General features: G+C 71.7%; 18 protein-coding genes. 6 read left to right on the forward strand and 12 right to left on the reverse strand.

All coding sequences use genetic code 11. The annotated features are described in order from the left end of the window. Positions 1-37: 37 nt before the first annotated feature. Positions 38-694 (reverse strand): acVLRF1 family peptidyl-tRNA hydrolase, encoded by a 657-nt coding sequence (locus tag AB0J87_RS28570; RefSeq protein WP_363969972.1) that lies wholly within the window; start codon positions 692-694, stop codon positions 38-40. A gap of 127 nt (positions 695-821) precedes the next feature. Here AB0J87_RS28570 and AB0J87_RS28575 point away from each other — a divergent pair, with 127 nt between their 5' ends. Further along, positions 822-1,844: an EAL domain-containing protein gene (locus AB0J87_RS28575; protein WP_363969974.1), complete on the forward strand. Its 1,023-nt coding sequence runs from the start codon at positions 822-824 to the stop codon at positions 1,842-1,844. A gap of 63 nt (positions 1,845-1,907) precedes the next feature. Then, entirely contained in the window at positions 1,908-3,185 is a 1,278-nt protein-coding gene (locus tag AB0J87_RS28580; RefSeq protein ID WP_363969976.1) for an aminotransferase class V-fold PLP-dependent enzyme, read from the forward strand. 9 nt (positions 3,186-3,194) lie between these two features. Here AB0J87_RS28580 and AB0J87_RS28585 read toward each other — a convergent pair whose 3' ends face one another. From AB0J87_RS28585 to AB0J87_RS28615, 7 genes are all read right to left on the reverse strand, one after another. Beyond that, positions 3,195-3,800: a response regulator transcription factor gene (locus tag AB0J87_RS28585; RefSeq protein WP_318786876.1), complete on the reverse strand. Its 606-nt coding sequence runs from the start codon at positions 3,798-3,800 to the stop codon at positions 3,195-3,197. Continuing rightward, entirely contained in the window at positions 3,797-4,939 is a 1,143-nt protein-coding gene (locus AB0J87_RS28590) for a sensor histidine kinase (RefSeq protein WP_363969979.1), read from the reverse strand. The genes AB0J87_RS28585 and AB0J87_RS28590 overlap by 4 nt, the downstream gene beginning before the upstream one ends. 147 nt (positions 4,940-5,086) lie before the next feature. After that, positions 5,087-5,821 carry an ABC transporter permease gene (locus AB0J87_RS28595; RefSeq protein ID WP_363969981.1) on the reverse strand — a complete coding sequence of 245 codons (735 nt, stop codon included), beginning with the start codon at positions 5,819-5,821 and terminating at the stop codon, positions 5,087-5,089. Beyond that, the gene (locus AB0J87_RS28600; RefSeq protein ID WP_363969983.1) at positions 5,821-6,705 is read right to left on the reverse strand and encodes an ABC transporter ATP-binding protein; all 885 of its coding nucleotides are present in this window, start codon (positions 6,703-6,705) and stop codon (positions 5,821-5,823) included. The genes AB0J87_RS28595 and AB0J87_RS28600 overlap by 1 nt, the downstream gene beginning before the upstream one ends. Positions 6,706-6,798: 93 nt before the next feature. Further along, on the reverse strand, positions 6,799-7,644 hold the full coding sequence (hisG, locus tag AB0J87_RS28605; RefSeq protein WP_363969986.1) for an ATP phosphoribosyltransferase: 846 nt from the start codon (positions 7,642-7,644) through the stop codon (positions 6,799-6,801). A 64-nt stretch (positions 7,645-7,708) separates the two neighbouring features. Next, on the reverse strand, positions 7,709-7,972 hold the full coding sequence (locus AB0J87_RS28610) for a phosphoribosyl-ATP diphosphatase (protein ID WP_192785690.1): 264 nt from the start codon (positions 7,970-7,972) through the stop codon (positions 7,709-7,711). A gap of 114 nt (positions 7,973-8,086) precedes the next feature. After that, positions 8,087-9,049: an acetylxylan esterase gene (locus AB0J87_RS28615; RefSeq protein WP_363969988.1), complete on the reverse strand. Its 963-nt coding sequence runs from the start codon at positions 9,047-9,049 to the stop codon at positions 8,087-8,089. Positions 9,050-9,201: 152 nt separating this feature from the next. Here AB0J87_RS28615 and AB0J87_RS28620 point away from each other — a divergent pair, with 152 nt between their 5' ends. The 4 genes from AB0J87_RS28620 (at position 9,202) to AB0J87_RS28635 (ending at position 13,620) form a co-directional block, all read left to right on the forward strand. Beyond that, positions 9,202-10,242 carry a LacI family DNA-binding transcriptional regulator gene (locus tag AB0J87_RS28620; protein ID WP_363969990.1) on the forward strand — a complete coding sequence of 347 codons (1,041 nt, stop codon included), beginning with the start codon at positions 9,202-9,204 and terminating at the stop codon, positions 10,240-10,242. A gap of 205 nt (positions 10,243-10,447) precedes the next feature. After that, on the forward strand, positions 10,448-11,692 hold the full coding sequence (locus AB0J87_RS28625; RefSeq protein WP_363969992.1) for an extracellular solute-binding protein: 1,245 nt from the start codon (positions 10,448-10,450) through the stop codon (positions 11,690-11,692). Positions 11,693-11,749: 57 nt separating this feature from the next. After that, complete coding sequence (locus tag AB0J87_RS28630; protein WP_350740079.1) at positions 11,750-12,661, forward strand: sugar ABC transporter permease; 912 nt, start codon at positions 11,750-11,752, stop codon at positions 12,659-12,661. Beyond that, on the forward strand, positions 12,661-13,620 hold the full coding sequence (locus AB0J87_RS28635) for a carbohydrate ABC transporter permease (RefSeq protein WP_363969996.1): 960 nt from the start codon (positions 12,661-12,663) through the stop codon (positions 13,618-13,620). The genes AB0J87_RS28630 and AB0J87_RS28635 overlap by 1 nt, the downstream gene beginning before the upstream one ends. On the opposite strand, the gene AB0J87_RS28640 is transcribed toward AB0J87_RS28635, so the two are convergent. The 4 genes from AB0J87_RS28640 to AB0J87_RS28655 all read right to left on the reverse strand — a co-directional run bounded on the left by AB0J87_RS28640 (position 13,610) and on the right by AB0J87_RS28655 (position 20,281). Next, positions 13,610-14,605: a cellulase family glycosylhydrolase gene (locus tag AB0J87_RS28640; RefSeq protein WP_363969999.1), complete on the reverse strand. Its 996-nt coding sequence runs from the start codon at positions 14,603-14,605 to the stop codon at positions 13,610-13,612. The two genes, AB0J87_RS28635 and AB0J87_RS28640, sit on opposite strands and share 11 nt — an antisense overlap. Then, positions 14,602-17,103 (reverse strand): glycoside hydrolase family 2 TIM barrel-domain containing protein, encoded by a 2,502-nt coding sequence (locus AB0J87_RS28645; protein ID WP_363970001.1) that lies wholly within the window; start codon positions 17,101-17,103, stop codon positions 14,602-14,604. Before AB0J87_RS28645 ends, AB0J87_RS28640 begins: the two co-directional genes overlap by 4 nt. A 41-nt stretch (positions 17,104-17,144) precedes the next feature. Continuing rightward, positions 17,145-18,200, reverse strand: coding sequence for a LacI family DNA-binding transcriptional regulator (locus AB0J87_RS28650; protein WP_363970003.1), 1,056 nt, complete (start codon positions 18,198-18,200; stop codon positions 17,145-17,147). Positions 18,201-18,319: 119 nt separating this feature from the next. Further along, on the reverse strand, positions 18,320-20,281 hold the full coding sequence (locus AB0J87_RS28655) for a DEAD/DEAH box helicase (RefSeq protein ID WP_363970005.1): 1,962 nt from the start codon (positions 20,279-20,281) through the stop codon (positions 18,320-18,322). Positions 20,282-20,362 lie beyond the last annotated feature (81 nt).

Below are 20,362 nucleotides of genomic sequence, written 5' to 3' on the forward strand. Positions count from 1 at the left end.
TCTCAAACCGGTCACGGGGCCGCGTGAAGGGATGAGGTCAGGACGGATCGACGATGCGGATGCGGGTGGCGCGGAAGGACGCCGGGGTGTCCCGGAGCACCGCCAGCCGAGGATCGGGCACCACCAGGAACGGCTCGGTCTCCAGAGCCAGCAGGGGCGCGAGCCGCCGGTCGGCGCGCAGGGCGTCCATGGCCCGGCGGTCGCCGCCCAGCACCACCCCGTCCAGCTCCCCCAGGTACGGCGTCAGCACCCGCACCGCCGTCTCCACCGCGTCGTCGTACGCCTGCGCCGCCTGGTTGCGCCGCCGCCGGGCGAAGCGCTGCTGCGACCACCCGCCCGCCGCCGTACGCCCCTGCACCAGCCGCGACCCCACCTTGGAGGCCACCAGCGACGCCCCGGAGAAGACCCCCGCCGCGTAGCCCCCGAGCCGCACCAGGAACACCCCCACCTGCCGCGCGGCCTGGGCGTGCGCGACGAACCGGGTGACGTGCGGCGGCCCCGGCGGCGCCATGGGCGGGAACGGCACGTGCAGCTCGGCCAGGGCCCCGTCGTCGGCGAGCAGCCGCACGACCCGTTCGTCGCCGGTCGCCGTGAAGGGCCCGTGACGCCCCGCGAACCCGTCGATCCACGGATGCAGGCGCTCCGGCGGCACCGTGACCCACCGGCCGCCACCCCTCGCCGGACGCGCGCTCATGCCCCGAAGGCTAACCGAACGGCATTCCCCACGGCCAAGCCGCCGCTCCCCGGAGGGAAAACGAAATGTCGGTAAATTCTGCGGGTTGGGCCTTCAGCCCCGCCCGCGACTGCACCACCATCTGAACGTGTCCTCCCTGCTCACCAGCCCCATGGTGGATCTCGACACCGGGGCAGTAATCGCCCACCCGGCCGTCGTCGACTCCGCGGGCACGCTCAGGGCGGCCCCCCTGCCCATGGTGCTGGAGCTGCCCGTCAGGGTCGTCCTGGCAGGCGCGGGTGCCCTGGCGCCTCTGCACGAGTCGCTCCGAAGAGCCGGCAGGCATCCCCGCGAGGCGATCCTGCTGCTCACTGGACCGTGCCAGGAACAGGACCGGCCGCTGCTCAAGGTCGGGCTCGACGGCCTGCGCACGATCGGCTACCTGCTCGGCTTCGCCGACGTCGGCACGAGCGGCGCGGCCCTGGACCTGGTCGCCGACACGAGCCCGTACCTGCTGGCCCTCGACCCCGAGATGGTCACCCGCATCCCGGGGGACCATCGCGCGACCGCGGTGGCGCGGTCGGTGGTGACGCTGGCCCGCGGCATCGGCGCCCACGTGCTCGCCCCCGGGGTCGAACGCGAGCCGCAGGTCGCGGTGGCCCGCGGCCTCGGCGTGCGACTGGCGCACGGCCCGCTGCTGGCCCCCGGCCCCGACGGCAAGGTACGGGTGCCGCTCCCCGTCACCGACAAGCCGGTCTCCGTCATGCTCGGGCCGCGCGTCCAGGAACTGCTCATCCCGGCGGTGACGCTGCCCGCGGAGGCCAAGGCGGAGGACGCGGTGAAGGCGTTCGGGCACGAGCCGACGATCACCAGCGTGATCCTGGTGGACGAGTTCCAGCGGCCCAAGGGCAGCCTCGACCGCAGCCGGTTCCTGCTGTCGTTCGCGGCCCGGTACGGGCACGCGCTGCACGGTTCGAAGCCGGCGCAGCGGCTGGCCGACCCGCCCCGCACGGTGCCGCGGACGACCCCGGCGATCGCGGCCATGCAGGCGGCGGGCCGGGACTCGGCCCGCGTCTATGACGACCTGGTGGTCACCGACGAGATGAACCGCTGCCTCGGCATCGTCCGCGTCTCCGACCTCATCAGGCAGGTCGCCGCGATCAGGAGTTGACGAACGACTCGCGTGGGGGTCCTGGGCGCGGGCGCGCGACCGGGATAGGAAGTAGCCATGCGGATGGACAGGAGAACCCTGCTCGGGGCCGGGATGCTGGCGGGGCTGACGAGCGCGTGCACGACCGGTACGCCTGCGGTGAAGCCTAAGTTCGACCCCGGCGACTGGGCGTCCGTGCGGGCCCAGTTCGCGCTGGACCCGGCCTACGGGCAGTTCGCGGCGTTCGTGCTGGCGCCGGCCCCGGCCCCGGTCCGCGAGACGATCGCCAAGCACCGCGACGCGCTGGACGCCGACCCCGAGTACACGCCGCCCGGCGCGCAGTCGCCCGACCGGACGGTACGCGAGGCCGCGGCCCGCTATCTGGGCGCCAGGGCGGAGGAGGTCGCGCTGACCGACAGCACCACCATGGGCCTGGCCCTGCTCTACTCCGGCCTCAGGCTGCGCCCCGGCCAGGACGTGCTGACCACCGAGCACGACTTCCTCGCCACCCACGAGGGGCTGCGGCTGCTGGCCGAGCGCACGGGCGCGAAGGTGCGCAAGGTCAGGCTGTACGACGACCCCGCCCGCGCCGACGCCGGCCGGATGGTGGCGGCGATCAAGGCCGGGCTCGGCCCGCGTACCAGGGTGGTCGCGGTCACCTGGGTGCATTCCAGCACCGGCGTGCGCGTGCCCGTCCGCGCCATCGCCGACATGCTCGCCGAGGCGAACAAGGGCCGCGACGAGCACGACCGGGCGCTGCTGTGCGTGGACGGCGTGCACGGGTTCGGCGCGATGGCCGAGGGCCCCGGCGACCTGGGCTGCGACTTCCTGGCCAGCGGCACGCACAAGTGGCTGTTCGGGCCGCGCGGCACCGGCATCGTGTGGGGCAGGGCCTGGGACGCGGTCTCCCCGATCATCGCCAGCTTCAGCGGAGCGTCGTTCCAGGCGTGGCAGGGCGGCGCTTCCCCGGGGGCGAGCACGGCGGAGCTGGTCACGCCGGGCGGTTTCAAGGCGTTCGAGCACCGGTGGGCGATGCCGCAGGCGTTCGGGTTCATGACGGCGATCGGCAAGGACCGGGTGCGGCGGCGCACGCAGGAGCTGGCCACCGGGCTCAAGGACGGCCTGGCCGCGATCCCGCAGGTCACGCTGGCCACGCCGCGGGCGCCCGAGCTGTCGGCGGGCCTCGTGTGCTGCTCGATCGAGGGGATGGCGCCGATGGAGGCCGTCGACCGGCTGCACGCGAGCAAGGTGATCGCGAGCGTGACGCCGTACGACCCGCCGCTGCTGCGCTTCGGCACCAGCATCGTGACCACCCCCGAGCAGGTGGACCAGGCGGTCAAGGCGGTGGCCGGGCTCCGCTGAGCCCGGGTGTCAGAGCCAGCCCTGGGCCTTGGCGCGCTGCACCGCCTCGATGCGGTTGCGGGCGTGCGTCTTCTGGATGGCCGAGGACAGGTAGTTGCGCACGGTCCCCTCCGACAGGTGCAGCTTGCCGGCGATGTCGCCGATCGTGGAGCCGTCCACCGCCGCCTCCAGCACGTCCCGTTCCCGCGCCGACAGCGGGTTCGGCCCGGCGCTGAGGGCCGCCGCGGCGAGCCCGGGGTCGATCACCCGCTCCCCCGCGTGCACCCGCCGGATGGCCGCGGCCAGTTCCCTGGCCGGGCTGTCCTTCACCAGGAACGCCGAGGCCCCGGCCTCCATGGCGGTACGCAGGTAGCCGGGCCGCCCGAACGTGGTCAGGATCATCACCCGGCACCCGGGCACCTGCCGCGTGATGCTCGCGCAGGCCGCGAGCCCGTCCATGCCGGGCATCTCGATGTCGAGCAGCGCGATGTCGGGCCGGACCTTGGCGGCGACCGCGACCGCCTCCTCCCCGTCGGCGGCCTCGCCGGCCACCTCGATGTCGGGCTCCAGGCCCAGCAGGGATGCCAGCGCGCCGCGTACCATGCCCTGGTCCTCCGCCAGCATCACGCGGATCACGCGCAGGCCTCCTTCCCGACCGGCACCAGCACCCGCAGGTGATGGCCGCCGCCCCTGGCGGGGCCCGCCTCCACCGTGCCGCCCGCACCCGCCACCCGCTCGTTGAGCCCGCTCAGCCCGCTGCCCATCGCGTACGGCCCGTCGCCGCCCGTTCCGTTGTCCATGATCTCCAGGGTGGCGTGTCCGGCCTCGAACGTCACCCTGATCTCGCACCGGGTGGCCCGCGCGTGGCGCACGACGTTGGTGACGCCCTCGCGTACGGACCAGCCGAACAGCCCGTCGAGCAGCTCGGGCAGCGGCGTCCCCGAGACCCGCACCTCGGCCGCCACGCCCGCCGCGCGTAACACGGTCCTGGCGTTGTCGAGCTCCTCTGGCAGGCTGCGCTGGCGGTAGCCGGTGACGGCCTCCCGCACCTCCGTCAGGGCCTTCCTGGCGACGGTCTCGATGTCGGTGATCTCCCTGTGCGCCTGCGGCGAGTCCTCGGACAGCCGTCCGGCCAGCTCGCTCTTGAGCACGATCAGCGACAGGCTGTGCCCGAGCAGGTCGTGCAGGTCGCGGGCGATGCGCAGCCGCTCCTCCGTGGCCGCCAGCCGGGCCACCTCGTCCTGGGCCAGGCGCAGCTTGACGGTCAGCGCCCTGGTGTTGCGCACGCTGATGAACAGCACGCCGAGCGTCAGAACCTGCAGGCCCAGGACGATGATCGTGTCGGCGTCGTCGTGGTTGATCAGGCCGGCGCCGACGACGACGGCCAGCTGGGCCACCACGGCCACGACGGCCCACAGGGGCGGCAGCGTGAACCCGTACAGCACGACGGTGTAGACCGGCAGGCTCAGCCAGGGGCCGCCGAAGGAGGTGGCGCCCACCACGCCGAGCACGCTGGTCACCAGGAGCAGCGGATAGGTCAGGCGGCTGTGGTCGAACATGCCCTTGTTGACCAGCACCGTCGCGAGGAAGGAGGCGACGAACGTGACGAGCAGCACCGCCGCCCACACCGCCCGGGCCCCCGTGAACGTGCCACCCACGATGTCGCTGACGGGGAAGACCAGGTAGACCAGGCCCACGGAGATGCCGATCAGCCGCCGCTTGCGTGACGGCTTGCCATCCGCGTCCCCGAAGGTGATCCTCTCGGCGAAGCTCATGGAGACTCCTTGGACGAGGAGACGCGGCGCGACGCCCCGTGTCCCGCTACAGTGCGGGAGGCGGCGATGGCCAAGCCGTCTCCCGCGCGATTCGCAAGATCCTCGCCGCCGGGCCGGCGGAGAGGTGAAACGCCTGTGGAGCTGGTGTCAAGAGCGTACGGTAGCCCGATGATAAAGGTAGGCGGCCGCGCCCCCCAGCGCGACCGCCCACCCGGCGACGACCAGCACGTCCGTCATGGCTAGTCCCTGGCCGGCGACGATGCTCTGGCCCAGCCTGGCGTAGTGGAACGACGGGGTGACGTCCGCGACCGTGCGCAGGGTGTCGCCGAGCACCTCGGGCGGGAACCACAGCCCGCCGGCGATCGCCAGCGCGAACATGCAGATCATCGCGGCCGGCTGGGCGGCGTCGGCCGAGAGCACGGACCCGATGGCCAGACCCAGCGCGACGAACGGCAGCACGCCGAGCCAGAGCGCGAGCAGCAGCTCCGCCCAGGTGCCGAGCGACAGCGACACGTGCTGCTGCACCACGGCGGCCAGGCTCACCAGCACCAGCGAGGGCAGCACGAGCACCATGGTGGCGCCGAGCTTGGTCACGATGATCGCCCAGCTCGGCAGCGGGGTGATCTGGAGCTGGCGCAGCCAGCCGGACTGCCGCTCGGTGGCCCACGGCACGGCCGAGCTCATCATGGACGAGGCCAGCGCCCCGTAGGCGGCCATCGACACCATCAGGATGACGCTGTACCTCACGCCGCCCGCGTCGGTCTGGTTGCCGTAGATGTTGGCGTTGATGAGGTAGAGCAGGACGGGGAAGGCGACCACGAAGATCAGGTAGCGCCGGTTGCGCAGCATCCGCATGGCCTCGGTCTTGGCGTAGTAGAGCATCAGGACTCCCTGGTCAGGGCGAGGAAGGCGGATTCGAGGTCGGCGCTGGAGAGCTTCAGCTCGCTCACGTCGAGGGTGGTGCCCCGGTAGAGCGCGGCGAGGGTGGCGTCGGTGTCGGAGGTGTGCAGGGTGACGACGCCACCGGCGACCTCCACGGCGGTCACCCCGGGCAGCCGGTCGAGCCCGGCCGCGGGCTGCTCGCCGAGGGCGAAGCTGACGGTGTGGCCGCCGGCCCCGGCCTTGATCTCGGCGGCGGTGCCGTCGGCGGCCAGCCGGCCCTTGGCGATGACGATCACCCGGTCGGAGTGCTCGTCGGCCTCCTCCAGGTAGTGGGTGGCGAACAGCACGGTCCTGCCGTCGGAGGCGTAGTCGTGCATGCTGGCCCAGAAGCGCAGTCGCGATTCCACGTCCATGGCCGCGGTCGGCTCGTCGAGCAGCAGGATCTTGGGCGCCCCCGCGACGGCCAGGGCGAACCTGACGCGCTGCGACTGGCCGCCGGACAGCTTGTTCGCCCGCCGGCCGGCGAGCTCGGTCAGGTCGGCCAGCTTGAGGATCTCGTCCAGGGCGAGGGGGTTCGGGTAGAGGCGGCGTACCAGGTCGATGAGCTCTTTGACGGACAGCTCGGGGATGAGCGCGCCGTTCTGGAGCATGGCGCCCATCTGGCCGGCCCGGACGGCCTCGTCGGGGGTGCGGCCGTGCACGGCGACCGTGCCCGTGGTGGGCTTGAGCAGGCCGAGCAGGAGGTTGATGGAGGTGGACTTGCCGGCGCCGTTGGGGCCGAGCAGGGCCACGGTGTTGCCTGGCTCGATCGCGAGGGAGAGGTCGTCGACGGCGAGCACGTCCCCGTAGTGCTTGCTGACGTGGTCGAACACGATGGCGTTCATGAGAAGAACGCTATGGCCGCGGCTTCCGGCCGGTTAGTGCGTTACCTCCGGCGTTGGCCGTGACATTTGTCAGGCCAACGCCGGGGCCGGACGTCACACGCGGCAGGCGTAGATGTCGGTGATCAGGATCGCCCGCGCGCCGATGTCCCAGAGCTGGTCCATCACCAGCTGGTGGCCCTGGCGGCGGACCATGACGCGCACGGCCACCCAGCCCTCGCGGTGCAGCGGGGAGACGGTGGGGCCCTCCATGCCGGGGGTGAGGGCGATGGCCTCCTCGATGCGCTCGGCCCGGATGTCGTAGTCCATCATCACGAAGTCGCGGGCGTGCACGACTCCCTGGATACGGCGGACGAGCTGCTGGGCGGCGGGCGTGTCGGGCGAGCTCTGCTGCTTGATCAGCACCGCCTCCGAGCGCATGATCGGCTCGCCGAACACCTCCAGGCCGACGTTGCGCAGCGTGGTGCCCGTCTCGACGACGTCGGCCACCGCGTCGGCCACGCCGAGCCGGATGGCGGTCTCGACGGCGCCGTCGAGCTTGATCACGCGGGCGTCTACGCCCTCGTCGGAGAGGTATTTGTCGAGCAGGCCCGCGTAGGAGGTGGCGATGCGGCGGCCGTTGAGGTCGGCGGCCGAGGTCATCGTGCCGGCCGCGGCGGCCAGCCGGAAGGTGGAGCCGCCGAAGCCGAGCGGCATGATCTCCTCGACCGGCGCGCCGGAGTCGACCAGCATGTCACGGCCGGTGATGCCGACGTCGAGCGTGCCTTCGCCGACGTAGACGGCGATGTCGCGGGGTCGCAGGAAGAACAGCTCGCAGCCGTTGGCCTCGTCGACGACGACGAGCTCCTTGCTGTCCCTGCGGGGCCGGTAACCGGCCTCCTTGAGCATGTTCTGGGCCGCCTCGCTGAGCGAGCCCTTGTTGGGTACTGCCAGACGCAGCATGTTCGGGTCCTCGATCTGTCTCGCTGTTGCTTCTCCAGGGGCTTGGTGGCGGGCGCCGGGCGCCCTAGAGATGCTTGTAGACCTGGTCGAGGCCGATGCCCTTGGCGATCATGAGCACCTGCACGTGGTAGAGGAGCTGGGAGATCTCCTCGGCGGCCCTGTCGTCTGACTCGTGCTCGGCGGCCATCCAGCTCTCGGCGGCCTCCTCGACGACCTTCTTGCCGATGGCATGGACGCCGGCGTCGAGGGCGGCCACGGTGCCCGAGCCCTCGGGCCGGGTCCTGGCCTTCTCGGACAGCTCGGCGAACAGCTCTTCGAAGGTCTTCATGGTCTCTCTCGTCGGTCGGCTGACGTGCTTGTCAAGCCTAGTCTGCGTGAGAGGGTGACGCCGCCCCGCGTCCGCCACGCGAGACGGCCTCACCAATGGGCCGCCGGGGCGTTCTCAGCCGAGCGCCTTCCTGGCCCTCGCGATCCGCTCCATGGCGTGCGCGGACTCGCCGCCCTCGTGCCCGTTGTACGGGTAGACCTTGATGTCCTTCTCCCCGGCGTAGTGGTTGTAGGCGGCGAACACCGTGGACGGCGGCGTGATCCCGTCCTGCAGCCCGACCGAGAAGAGGGCGGGCGTGGCGGCGCGGGCGGCGAAGTTGACGCCGTCGAAGTAGGCCAGGGTCTCGAAGACGGGCTCGACCTTCTCCTTGAACGCCCGGCAGTAGGCGGCGATCTCGGCGTACGGATGTTCGCCGGTGATCTCCGTGGCGTGCCGGATGTGGCACATGAACGGCACGTCCAGGAAGGCGCAGGCGAGGCCGGGCACCAGCGCCGAAGCGGCCAGCGCGATCGCCCCGCCCTGGCTGGCGCCGCCGACCGCGACCGTGCCCACCCGGGGGTGGGCCCTGGCGGCCTCGACCGCGCGCACCGCGTCGGTGTAGAGCCGCCGGTAATAGTAGGCGTCCGGGTCGTGGATGCCGCTGGTCATGACGCCGGGTGTGGTGGGGCCGGAGCCGGGATAGGGGTCGGCGGTGTCGCCGCGCCGCCACCCGCCGGCCCCCTGGCCCCGGCTGTCCATGGCGAAGACGGCGTAGCCGAGGCTGGGCCAGAGCAGCCAGTCGATCGGCAGCCCGCGTCCGCCGCCGTAGCCCTGGTACTCGACCACGCACGGCACCGGCCCGGCGGCCTGGCGCGGGACGAGCAGCCAGCCCTTGATCGGATGGCCGCCGAAGCCGGCGAAGGTGACGTCGAACACCTCGGCGGTGGTCAGCGGGGAGGCCACGGGGGTGAACTCGGGGGCGAGGTCGTGGGTGCGGGCCTCGGCGAGCGTGCGCTCCCAGAAGGCGTCGAAGTCGGCGGGCTCGGCGCGTTCGGGGAGATACTCGCGTAGCCGGGCGAGTGGCATGTCTACGAACATCGGCACTCCTGGAGGACACATCGGGGTGCCCTCACCGTAACGGTGATCGCGCCGGCGCGATCATCCGGTCGCGGGAGGGCGAGCGTTCGGCGCCAGGAGGGCCGCGGTTATCGCTGATACGGTTCAGTGAAAGTTTCAGAGAGGAGCACGGGGTGAAGAGGCCAACGATCGCCGACATCGCCAGACGGGCCGGCGTGTCCAAGGGGGCTGTCTCCTACGCGCTGAACGGCCAGCCCGGTGTCTCCGCCGAGACCAGGGCGCGCATCCAGGCGATCGCCCAGGAGATCGGCTGGCGGCCCAACGTGGCCGCGCGCTCGCTCAGCGGCGCCAGGGCCGACGCCATCGGCCTGGTCCTGTGCCGCCCGGCGCGCTTCCTCGGCGTGGAGCCGTTCTTCATGGAGCTGATCAGCGGCATCGAGGGCGAGCTGGCGGCCAGCTCGTGCGCGCTGATGCTGCAGGTGGTGGCCGACCACGAGGCCGAGATCGCGGTCTACCGGCGCTGGTGGGGCGAGGGCCGGGTGGACGGCGCGATCCTGGTCGACCTGCACACCGACGACCCCCGGATCCCGGTGGTCGAGCGGCTGGGCATGCCGGCGGTGGTGACCGGCCACCCGTCGGGCACCGGCTCGCTGCCCTCGGTGTGGTCGGACGAGGTGGCCGTGCTGCGCGAGGTGGTCGAATATCTCGCGGCGCTCGGCCACCGGCACATCGCCAGGGTGGCCGGGCTGCCGGAGCTGCTGCACACCAGGATCAGGGACGAGGCGTTCGCGGAGCTCTGCGCCGAGTCGGGCGTCGGCGAGCATCCGGTCGTCCACACCGACTACACGGGCGAGCAGGGCGCCCGCGCGACCAGGCGGCTGCTCAGCTCCCGGGCCAGGCCCACCGCGATCGTCTACGACAACGACATCATGGCGGTGGCGGGGCTGTCGGTCGCCCAGGAGATGCGCCTGGACGTCCCCGCCGAGCTGTCGATCGTGGGCTGGGACGACTCGCCGCTCTCCCAGGTGGTGCGGCCGTCGCTGACCGCGGTGACCAGGGACATCCCCGCCTGCGGCGCGCACGCCGCCCAGACCCTGCTCCGGCTGATCGGCAGCGGGGAGACGGGGAGCCCGGAGGGGCCGCCGGCGCGCCTGCTGCCCCGGGGCAGCACCGCCCCCGCGGGCCGTGACCGAACCGTTTCACGGGCGATGTAGCCACAGGTCAGCGGCTCCATAAGGGGAAACATTTCAGCAATCTCCAAGGCTGGCTATTGTAACTTACCCGTTTAAGTGGTGAGATCCCTACACCATTGAATTTGGGCGCCAGTCGTGGGGATGCCCTCGCACATCCGCACGCCCTTCGCAGGGGAGTCCCGGCGCCCATCCGACCGATAGATCGGACAGCCCCATGCGACGAACGATGGCAGCGTGCAGCGCGGTCCTGCTGACGGTCCTGAGCGCGGCCTGCGCCACGAGCGGCCAGACGCAGACCAAGCAGGCAGACCAGAACGCCCCCGCGACCCTGTCCTTCTGGTCCACGGGCGGAGACGACGAGACCGCGACCTTCCAGAAGGCGGCCGACCTCTACCACCAGAAGCATCCGAACGTGACGGTCAAGGTGCAGACCCTGTCGTGGAGCGACGCGTACGCCAAGTTGCTGGCCGCGGCCACCAGTCGCAACGGGCCCGACGTCATCTCCGGCGGCATGACCTGGACCATCCAGTTCGGCACCAGGGGCGCCATGGTGGACCTGCGCAAGTACGGCGCCGACTCGCTCAAGGCGCAGGCGCTGCCCGCCCAGTGGGAGTCGGCCATCTCCCCTGACGGCTCGGTGTACGGCGTGCCGCTGGACATGTCGACCCTGGCCCTCTACTACCGCACCGATCTGCTGGAGAAGGCCAAGGTCGAGCCGCCCAAGACCTGGGAGGAGCTGACCGCGGCCATCGACAAGCTCAAGGCCGCCGGCGTGAAGAAGCCCTACAGCCAGGACTGGGGCAACCTGGACTGGATCGGCTACTTCAACTACCTCTACCAGGCGGGCGGCTCGTTCTACACCGCCGACTGCAAGCCCTCGCTCAACACCCCGGAGGCCGAGAAGGCGCTGACGTACTGGGCCGACCTGTACAAGAAGCACGGCGCGCCGACCGCCACCGTGGAGGGCTCCGACGCGCTGGACACCGGCACCGCGATGGTGGTGGCGGGCAACTGGATCGCCAAGGGCATCGACATCAACAAGCCGAAGCTGAAGGGCAAGTGGGCGATGTCCACGATCCCCGCGGGGCCCGCCGGGCCGACCGCGTTCATCGGCGGCCGGGCGATCGGCGTGACCTCCTTCAGCAAGTACGTCGAGACGGGCGCGGACTTCGTCAAGTTCATGTACAGCGACGAGGCCATCGCCGCGATCTCGGACGAGGCCAGGAAGCGGAACATCTCCTACATCTCACCGCGGGCCGACAAGATCGTGAACGGCTCGGTGTTCGCGCCCGAGCAGGCTCAGGTGTTCGAGGCGTCGATCAAGACGGGCAAGGCCGCGCCGGGCTGCCCGGGCTGGGACGAGAGCGCGCCGGACGTGACCAAGCAGCTCCAGTCGGTCATCCTGGGCAAGTCGGATGCCAAGACCGCGCTGGCGGAGGCCGCCAAGGTCATGGAGCGCAACGCCGGTTAGCCGCTCGCCGGGACCGGCATGTCCCGGTCCGGCCCCCCGATGACCTAGGAGTCTGACATGGCCTCCCCCATCCCCCTGCGCAGCAGGCTGCGCCGCTACGGCACCTCGTACGCGATGCTGCTGCCCTTCCTCGCGCTGTTCGCGGGCTTTCTGATCTGGCCGCTGGCCAACTCTCTCTATCTGAGCTTCACGAAGTTCGACGGGATCAACCCCGCCGCGTTCACCGGCCTGGAGAACTTCCAGCAGCTGGCCTCGGACGCCAGGTTCCGCCACGCGCTGGGCAACACGGCCCTGTACGTGGTCGCGTCGGTCGTGCTCGGCACGCTGCTGTCGCTGGGCCTCGCGCTGGCCTTCAGCGGCACGAGCTGGCTGCACCGGATCATGCGCACGGTGTTCTTCCTGCCGTCGGTGACCTCCTCCATCGCGCTCATGCTGATGTGGAAGTGGGTCCTCTACCCCAGCGACGTGGGCCTGGCCAACACCATCGTGGGCTGGTTCGGCGGCAAGGCCGTGGCCTGGCTGGCCACGCCGGGGCTGACGATCCCCATCCTGGTGGTGATGTCGGTGTGGGGCGGCATGGGCTACGGCATGGTGCTGTACGTGGCCGGCCTCGGCTCGATCCCCGAGGAGTACTACGAGGCCGCCAAGATCGACGGCGCCTCGACCTGGCACCGCTTCCGCCACATCACCCTGCCGCTGCTGCGTCCCGTCACCACGTACGTGGTGGTGACCGGCCTGATCGGCGCCTTCCAGGTGTTCGAGGCCGTCTACATCGTCTTCTCGTCGGGCGCCAACACCATCGGCGGCGTGCTCGACTCGGGCCTGATGATCGTCCCCTACCTCTACGACCAGGGATTCACCCACTTCAGGCTGGGCTACGCCTCGGCGATCGCCTGGGTCCTCTTCCTGATCATCTTCGTGCTGAGCCTCGTCAACCTGCGCGTGGGCCGCGCCATGAAGGAGCTGTGATGGCCGTCGCCCCGATGGACACGATCGCCCCCGCGCCGCAGCCGTCCCGGCACGCGGCCCCGGCGGGCGGCAGCCGGCGCGCGAAGATCAACGGGCATCTGCTGCGCCTGCCGTTCTACCTGCTGGCGCTGACGATGATCGCGCCGTTCTACTGGCTGCTCATCACGGTGTTCAAGCCGCCGAGGGAGCTGGCCAGGACGCCGCCGTCGTTCGTGCCGCAGTCCCCCACGGTCGCCAACTTCTACGACACGGAGTGGAGCCCCAACGGGATCAACCCGGGCCACCTGGCGGGCATCTTCCAGCGATACCAGGTGGACATGGGGTTCTGGCGGTTCATGCTCAACAGCCTCGTCATCACCACCGCCATCACCGCCGGGTCGCTGCTGATCTGCTCGCTGGCCGCGTACGTGATCTCCAAGCACGACATCAAGGGCCGGCGGACGATCTTCCTGCTGATCATCGCGTCGATGATGGTGCCCTGGCAGACGACGCTGATCCCCAACTACGTGATCATGCGGAACCTGGGCTGGCTGGACAACTACGCCGCCTACATCGTGCCGGCGCTGGCCAAGGCGTTCGTGCTGTTCTTCCTGGTGCAGTTCCTGCAGTCGCTGCCGAACGAGCTGATCCAGGCGGCCAGGGTGGACGGCGCCGGGGAGTGGCGGATCTGGTGGAAGATCGTGCTGCCGCTGCTGCGGCCGGCGCTCGCCGCGATGTCGATCTTCATCGTGCTCGCGGAGTGGAACAACTTCCTCTGGCCGCTCATCATCGTCCAGAGCGACGAGATGGCGAACATACCCGTCGCTCTGGCCAGGCTCAACTCCTACTACGTGGGACCCGATCACCAAGGCGCGATCATGGCGGGCGGGCTGCTCGCGTCGGTCCCGACGATCGTCTTCTTCGTGATCTTCCAGAAGTACTTCACCCGCGGCATCGCCCTCAGCGGCCTCAAGGGCTGATCCGGTGCGCCTGGAGCAGCTCCAGGAGGTCCCGGTCCACCGGGAACCCGTCGAGTTGCTCGAAGCGCGCACCGGGCCGCCGGTGCCCGATCACCCCGAACGGCCCCTGGAACTCCCACAACGCGTATCCCCAGCCGAACGAGGCGAACACGCCGAGCACGTCGGACAGCCAGCGCAGCGCGACGTCGTTCGGCGTGTGGTCGTAGCAGCCGAACTCGCCCACGTGGACGGGCACACCCTGCCCCGCCACCTCGCGCCACGGGGCATAGAAGTCGCGCAGCGCGGCCCGGTCCCAGCGTCGTCCCTGGTAGTCGCAGGGGTAGGTGGGCTCGGCCAGGCCCTGTGAGCCGGGCCACCACTCGGCCCGGTAGTGGCTGACGCTCATCGGCGCGTAGCCGCGGGTGCTGTGGACCACGCCGAGGTCGGCCAGCTCCGGCACTGCCAGGTGGCCGCCGCCCAGCCCGTCGATCACGATCGGCCGGTCCGGGTCGGCCCGCCGGATCTCCGCCACCACGCGGCGGATCACCGTCTCGTGCGCCGCCCTGGTGAAGCCCCGCTCCCCCACCGAGGGCGGCTCGTTGACGAGGTCGAACGAGAGCTCGTCGCCGGGCACGCCCCGGTAGCGGCGGGCGAAACCGGTCCAGATGGCGGCGAAGCCATCCTGCGCCTCGCGGTCGGCCCAGAGGTTGTGGTGCTCGCTCTCCCACCCGGTGATCACGTAGCCGGGGGCGCGGTGGAGGTTGAGCGAGAGGTGCAGGCCGCGCTCGCGGCAGGCGCCGAGGTAGGCGTCCAGCACCTCGAGCACGCGCTCGTCGGGGTGGGCGTAGTCGAGCCCGTCGGTCCAGAAGCGGTAGTCGCACGGCATGCGGACGAAGTCGAAGCCCCACGCGGCGATCGCGTCCAGCACCCGCTCATCGACGGGCGCGGGCTTCACGCCGGGGTCCTTCCAGAACATCCACTGCAGGTTGAACCCGTACCGCCTCATGCTTCCACCACCACATCGTTGACGCAGCGCAGCACCGGCACGCGGACGAGGGCCTGCTCGTCCAGGCCCGCCGTGTCGATCAGGAACTCGGCCCGCTCGCCCGGCAGCAGCGTGACGAGCTGGTCGTCGGCCTCGGCGGCCGGGTCCAGCCGGTCGGGGAAGACGGCCAGGTCGCGCAGGAGCGTGCGCGCGGTGACCGTCAGCCGGAGCCCGCCGGGGACGGCCTCGGCCGCGGTGTCGTAACGCGGCTCGGGCAGGCGCAGGTCCCGGTCGGGCGCGAAGAACCACAGCGCCCGCGCCACCGCAGGGTCGCCACCGCCCGGCGCGGTGATCCCGGCGGTGATCGGCTCGCCCGCCCGGTCGTCCAGCTCGGTGATCACGGCGGCGATCGGCTCGCCCGCTGGGTCGTCCGGCCCGGTGATCGCGGCGGTGATCAGCTCGCTCGCCGGGTCGCCCGGCTCGGCGACGGGCGCGGCCAGCGGCAGGGTGACGACCGCCCGGGGCGGCACGTCCAGCGCGAGGTCCTGCGCCGCGAGCACGCTGCCGTCGAAGCCGTGCCGTACGGCCCGCGCCGACGCCCGCCACGGCCGCGCGCTGTCGTTGACGGCGACCAGCGCCATCCCGCCGTCGCGCGGCTGCACCGTCAGCAGCCGATCGGCGTACGCCCTGCGCAGCGCGTGGAACAGCGGCTTCCTCCGCCCGTCCCCGTCCACGGCCGACCACGACGTGACCGGCCAGCAGTCGTTGAGCTGCCACACCACGCTGCCCGCGCAGTGCGGCCACAGGGCCCTGAAGTGCTCCACCCCGAGCTGGATGGCACGCGCCTGGTTGACCTGGGTGAGGTAGTGCCAGTCGTCGAAGGTCCCGGGGACCGGGAAGTGCGGCTTGAGCCCGGCGGCCAGCTTGAGGTTGCCGTCGACGGCCTTCTGGTGGTGCAGCAGGCCCCGGGAGTCGGGCAGCAGCGGCTCGTCGCTGATCGCCCGCCGGATCGTGGCGTACGCGGCGGGCCCCTGGAAGCCGAACTCGGCGGCCATGCGCGGCCGGTAGTCGCGGTAGACGGTGTAGTCGCGTTCGTTCCACACGTCCCAGATGTGCATGGTGCCGCGGGCCGGGTCGTTGGGCGGCAGGTCCATGGAGCCCGAGTAGGGGCTGCCCGGCCAGTACGGGCGGGTCGGGTCCAGCTCGGCCACGACGCGCGGCAGCGTCTCCAGGTAGAAGCCGCCTCCCCAGCTACGTCCCTGGAGCGGCTCCTGCCAGCCCCAGTCGGCGTAGCCCTCGATGTTCTCGTTGTTGCCGCACCACAGGACCAGGCTCGGGTGCGCGCTCAGCCTGGCGACCTGCTCGCGCGCCTCCGCCTCCACCTCGGCCCCGATCGGGTCCTCCTCGGGGTAGGCGGCGCAGGCGAACGGGAAGTCCTGCCAGACCATCAGCCCGAGCCGGTCGCACAGCTCGTAGAAGTCCTCGCTCTCGTACAGGCCGCCGCCCCACACGCGGACGAGGTTGACGTTCGTCTCGCAGGCCTGGGCGAGCCGGGCGGCGTAGCGGTCGCGGCCCACCCTGGTGGGGAAGCAGTCGTCGGGGATCCAGTTGACCCCTCTGACGAACACCTCGACCCCGTTGACGGCCAGGGTGAACGCGCCGTCCTCGGTACGCAGCCGCACCTCGCGCAGCCCGATCTCGCGGCGCCACACGTCCTCGCCGGCCGTCACCTCGAGCTCGTAGAGCGGCTGCTCGCCGTACCCTCGCGGCCACCACAGCTCCGGGTCGGGCACCTCCAGCGTGAGCACGGCCTCGTCGCCGTCCTCGGGGATCACGGCGCGGGCCGTCACCCCCTTGATCGCCGCGCTCACCTCGGCGGCGCCCGTCTTCTCCACCCGGACGTGCACGTCCACCCTGGCCGTCCCGTCCTCGACGGTCACCAGCGGCCGGACCTCGGCGATCCTGGCCCCGCTCCACTCGTGCAGCCCGATCGGCCGCCAGATGCCCGCCGTGATCAGCGTCGGGCCCCAGTCCCAGCCGAAGTTGCAGGCCATCTTCCTGATGAAGTTGTAGGGCTGGGTGTAGGCGCCCGGCCGGTGGCCGAGCTCCTCCCGCAGCCGCTCGGCGTATTCGAGCGCCGATCCGAACGTGACCGTCAGCCGGTTGCTCCCGGTCCGCAGCGCGTGGCGGACGTCGAACCGGTACGAGCGGTGCATGTTCGCGGACTCGCCCACCCGCACGCCGTTGAGCTCGACGGCCGCCACGGTGTCGAGCCCCTGGCACACGAGGTCGACGTGCTCGTGCCCGGTGCCGTCCCACGAGAACTCCGTCTCGTAACGCCACTCGGTGCGCCCGATCCAGGCCAGGTGGGTCTCGTTGTCGTCGAGGTAGGGGTCGGGGATCAGCCCCGCGGCGAGCAGGTCGGTGTGCACGCAACCTGGGACGGTGGCCGGGGCCCGCACGTCGCCGCTCGCGGAGCGGACGGTCCAGGCTTCATGAAGGGGGCGGAACGGGCTCATCAACCCTCCGGGCTCGAGCAGCGGGAATGGCAATCGCATCACTAAACCCGTTTAGTTTCAATGTTTCCGACCATTAACTGAACGGGTTCACGTACGGGCGCGGTGCTGCCCCTGCTGACCATGCGCGGGTTGGCCTGCCGCGCGTCGGTCACCTCGCGGCCCCGCACCAGATCGAGCAGGGCGCGGGCGGCGTGGGCGCCGCAGGCGGCGATGTCCCGGCTGACCGCCGTCAGGTGCGGCCGGGCCAGCAGGCACAGGGCGGAGTCGTCCCAGGCCACGACGGACAGCTCGCCGGGCACCGAGATCCCGGCCTCGCGGGCGGCGGCGGTGCCCGCGACCGCCATCACGTCGTTGTCGTACACGATGGCGGTGGGCCGGTCCGGCCCGCGCAGGAGGTCGAGCGTGGCGCGCTCGCCGCTCTCGCCGCCGTAGTCGGCGTACACGGTGACGCTCTCGACGCCCAGCCGGGCGGCGGCGGCCCGCATGGCGGCGGTCCTGACGCCGGTGTGCATGAGCTCCTCGGGGCCGGCGACCCTGGCGATCCTGCGGTGCCCCAGCCCGGCCAGGTGCTCGATCACGGCGGCGAGCGCACCGCCGTCGTCGATCCACACGGCGGGCAGCCGCCCGGTCCCGCCGGGGCCGCCGATGACCACGGCGGGCAGCCGCAGCTCCTCCAGCACGGCGATCCTGGCGTCCTCGACCCGCAGGTCCACGACGAACACCCCGGCGACCCGGTGCTGCGCCCACCACTTGCGGTAGATCGCGATCTCGGCCTCGTGGTCCTCGGTCATCTGCAGCAGCAGCCCCACGGACGCGGCCGACAGCGTGGCCTCGATGCCGGAGATCAGCTGCATGAAGAACGGCTCCAGCCCCAGCGTGCGCGCCGGGCGGTCCACGACCAGGCCCAGCACGTCCGGCCGGCCGTCGAACAGGGCCCGCGCCAGGCTGTTGGGCTGCCAGCCCAGCTCGGCGGCGATGGCCTGGATGCGGCGGCGCGTCTCGCTGGAGACGCCGGGACGGCCGTTCAGCGCGAACGACACGGCCCCTTTCGAGACGCCGGCCCTGCGCGCGATGTCGTCGATCGTGGGTCGCTTCATCGACCGCCCCTTGGATTTACCGGTTCATATATGTCGCCAAGCGCGACTCTACGGCAAATGACACCGCCCGCCGCACCCCTTGCGGGGTCCGGCGGGCGGGTGGGAGATGAAGCGGCGGGTCAGCGCTCGAAGCGACGGCCCGAGTTGCGGCTGTAGCCGCCGCCGTTGCCGCGCTCGTCCGAACGGCCGCCGCCCGAGCGGTAGCCGTCGCGCGGGCCGCGCTCGTCCGAACGGCCACCACCGGAGCGGTAACCGTCGCGCGGGCCGCGCTCGTCGGAGCGGGGGCCACGATCGCGGTCGGCCGAGAACGGGCGGCTGCGGTCGGAGGCGTAGCGTCCGCCGCGGTCGTCCGAACGGTAGCCGCCGCCACCGCGCTGGCCGCGGTCGTCCTGGCGGAACGGCCGGTCGTCCGAGCGGTAGCCGCCGCGCGGCCCGCTGTCACGGCGCCGGTCGTCCCCGAAGGTGCGCGGCTCCTGCGAGCGCCCGAACGGCCGCTCACCCTCGGCGTGCGGCCGGGAACGACGGTCCTCGCCGGAGTTGAAGGAACGCTCGCCGTCCTGGTGACGGCGCGGACGACGGTCCTCACCGGAGTTGAAGGAACGCTCGCCGTCCTGGTGACGGCGCGGACGACGGTCCTCGCCCGACCCGAACGAGCGCTCGCCGTCCTCGTGACGCCGGGGGCGGCGGTCGCCGTCGAAGTCGCGGCGGGGGCGGCGGCCGTTGCGGCGCTCGCCCTGACCGCCGCCGCCCTCACGGCGGGGACGCAGGGGCTTGCGCACGTCCGGCTCCCAGACCGGGATGGCCTCGCCGCTCGGCATGCGGGCGCCGGTCACCTCGGCCACCCGCGGGTGACCGGGCGTGGCCTTCAGGCGGAACGGGTGGATGCCGGCCCGCCGGGTGAGCGCGTCGGTGGAGCGGCGCTCGCTGGGCAGCACCAGCGTGACCACGGTGCCCTTCTCACCGGCGCGGGCGGTGCGGCCGCCCCGGTGCAGGTAGCTCTTGTGGTCCTGGGGCGGGTCCACGTGCAGCACCAGGCTGATGTTGTCGACGTGGATGCCGCGCGCCGCGACGTCGGTGCAGACGAGCACGTTGATGGCGCCCTCGCGGAACTCGGCGAGGATGCGGGTGCGCTGGTTCTGGCGCTTGCCGCCGTGCAGGCCGCCCGACTTGACGCCGACCCTGGCCAGCTGCTTGCAGAGCCGGTCGACGCCGTGCTGGGTGCGGACGAAGATGATCGTACGGCCCTCACGGTTGGCGATCTCGGCGATGACGTCGAACTTCTCGTCGCGCGTGACCTGCATCACGTGGTGCTCCATGGTGTCGACCGGCGAGGTCGCGGGGGCCACGGAGTGGGTGATCGGGTTCTTGAGGAAGCGCTGCACCAGCTTGTCGACGTCGCCGTCGAGCGTGGCGGAGAACAGCAGCCGCTGCCCGTCGGCCGGGGTCTGCGCGAGCAGGTCGGTGACGACGGGGAAGAAGCCGAGGTCGCACATGTGGTCGGCCTCGTCCAGGACGCTGACCTCGACGTCGGCGAGCGAGCACTCACCCTGCCGGATGAGGTCGCCGAGCCGGCCGGGCGTGGCGATGACGATGTCGACGCCGCGCCGCAGCGCCTCGATCTGCTTGCCCATGGACATGCCGCCCACGACGACCTTCATGCGCAGGCCCAGGCCGCGGCCGAGCGGCTCCAGCGCGTCGTGCACCTGGAGCGCGAGCTCACGGGTGGGCACGAGGATCATCGCGCGGGGGTGGCCGGGGGCCGGCCGCACGCCCGCGAGGCGGGCCATGGTGGGCAGACCGAACGCGAGCGTCTTGCCGGAGCCGGTCTGGCCGCGGCCGAGCACGTCGTTGCCGGCGAGCACGTCGGGAATGGTCGCGCTCTGGATGGGGAACGGGCTGTCGATGCCCTGCTTGGCCAGCCCGGTGATGAGCGGCTTGGGCAGGCCGAGCAGCTCGAACTCCGACGGCCTCGGGTCGGCGTCTCTGCCAGAGGCCGAGGCCGTCTGGCCGGAAGGGGCCGGCGAGTCGGAGCCCGCCGCACCGGCGGTCTCGTCGAACGCGGGCATGACAGCGTCAAGCATGGTCACGAAAGTCGTGCCTTTCAGTCGAAGTGGCACGTCACTTCTGCGAAAGGACGAGCCGGGACGTGCGGCGCACGCCGC

Origin of the sequence: Nonomuraea sp. NPDC049625, assembly GCF_040675285.1 — a bacterium.
In the GTDB taxonomy this organism is placed as follows: Bacteria; Actinomycetota; Actinomycetes; order Streptosporangiales; family Streptosporangiaceae; genus Nonomuraea; species Nonomuraea angiospora_A.

Excerpts from the sequence above, each read along its gene's own strand:
- AB0J87_RS28570 (WP_363969972.1), bottom strand. The coding sequence starts at position 694 with ATGAGCGCGCGTCCGGCGAGGGGTGGCGGCCGGTGGGTCACGGTGCCG.
- AB0J87_RS28580 (WP_363969976.1), top strand. The coding sequence starts at position 1,908 with ATGGACAGGAGAACCCTGCTCGGGGCCGGGATGCTGGCGGGGCTGACG.
- AB0J87_RS28590 (WP_363969979.1), bottom strand. The coding sequence starts at position 4,939 with ATGAGCTTCGCCGAGAGGATCACCTTCGGGGACGCGGATGGCAAGCCG.
- AB0J87_RS28595 (WP_363969981.1), bottom strand. The coding sequence starts at position 5,821 with ATGCTCTACTACGCCAAGACCGAGGCCATGCGGATGCTGCGCAACCGG.
- AB0J87_RS28600 (WP_363969983.1), bottom strand. The coding sequence starts at position 6,705 with ATGAACGCCATCGTGTTCGACCACGTCAGCAAGCACTACGGGGACGTG.
- hisG (WP_363969986.1), bottom strand. The coding sequence starts at position 7,644 with ATGCTGCGTCTGGCAGTACCCAACAAGGGCTCGCTCAGCGAGGCGGCC.
- AB0J87_RS28610 (WP_192785690.1), bottom strand. The coding sequence starts at position 7,972 with ATGAAGACCTTCGAAGAGCTGTTCGCCGAGCTGTCCGAGAAGGCCAGG.
- AB0J87_RS28615 (WP_363969988.1), bottom strand. The coding sequence starts at position 9,049 with ATGTTCGTAGACATGCCACTCGCCCGGCTACGCGAGTATCTCCCCGAA.
- AB0J87_RS28625 (WP_363969992.1), top strand. The coding sequence starts at position 10,448 with ATGGCAGCGTGCAGCGCGGTCCTGCTGACGGTCCTGAGCGCGGCCTGC.
- AB0J87_RS28630 (WP_350740079.1), top strand. The coding sequence starts at position 11,750 with ATGGCCTCCCCCATCCCCCTGCGCAGCAGGCTGCGCCGCTACGGCACC.
- AB0J87_RS28635 (WP_363969996.1), top strand. The coding sequence starts at position 12,661 with ATGGCCGTCGCCCCGATGGACACGATCGCCCCCGCGCCGCAGCCGTCC.
- AB0J87_RS28640 (WP_363969999.1), bottom strand. The coding sequence starts at position 14,605 with ATGAGGCGGTACGGGTTCAACCTGCAGTGGATGTTCTGGAAGGACCCC.
- AB0J87_RS28645 (WP_363970001.1), bottom strand. The coding sequence starts at position 17,103 with ATGAGCCCGTTCCGCCCCCTTCATGAAGCCTGGACCGTCCGCTCCGCG.
- AB0J87_RS28650 (WP_363970003.1), bottom strand. The coding sequence starts at position 18,200 with ATGAAGCGACCCACGATCGACGACATCGCGCGCAGGGCCGGCGTCTCG.
- AB0J87_RS28655 (WP_363970005.1), bottom strand. The coding sequence starts at position 20,281 with ATGCTTGACGCTGTCATGCCCGCGTTCGACGAGACCGCCGGTGCGGCG.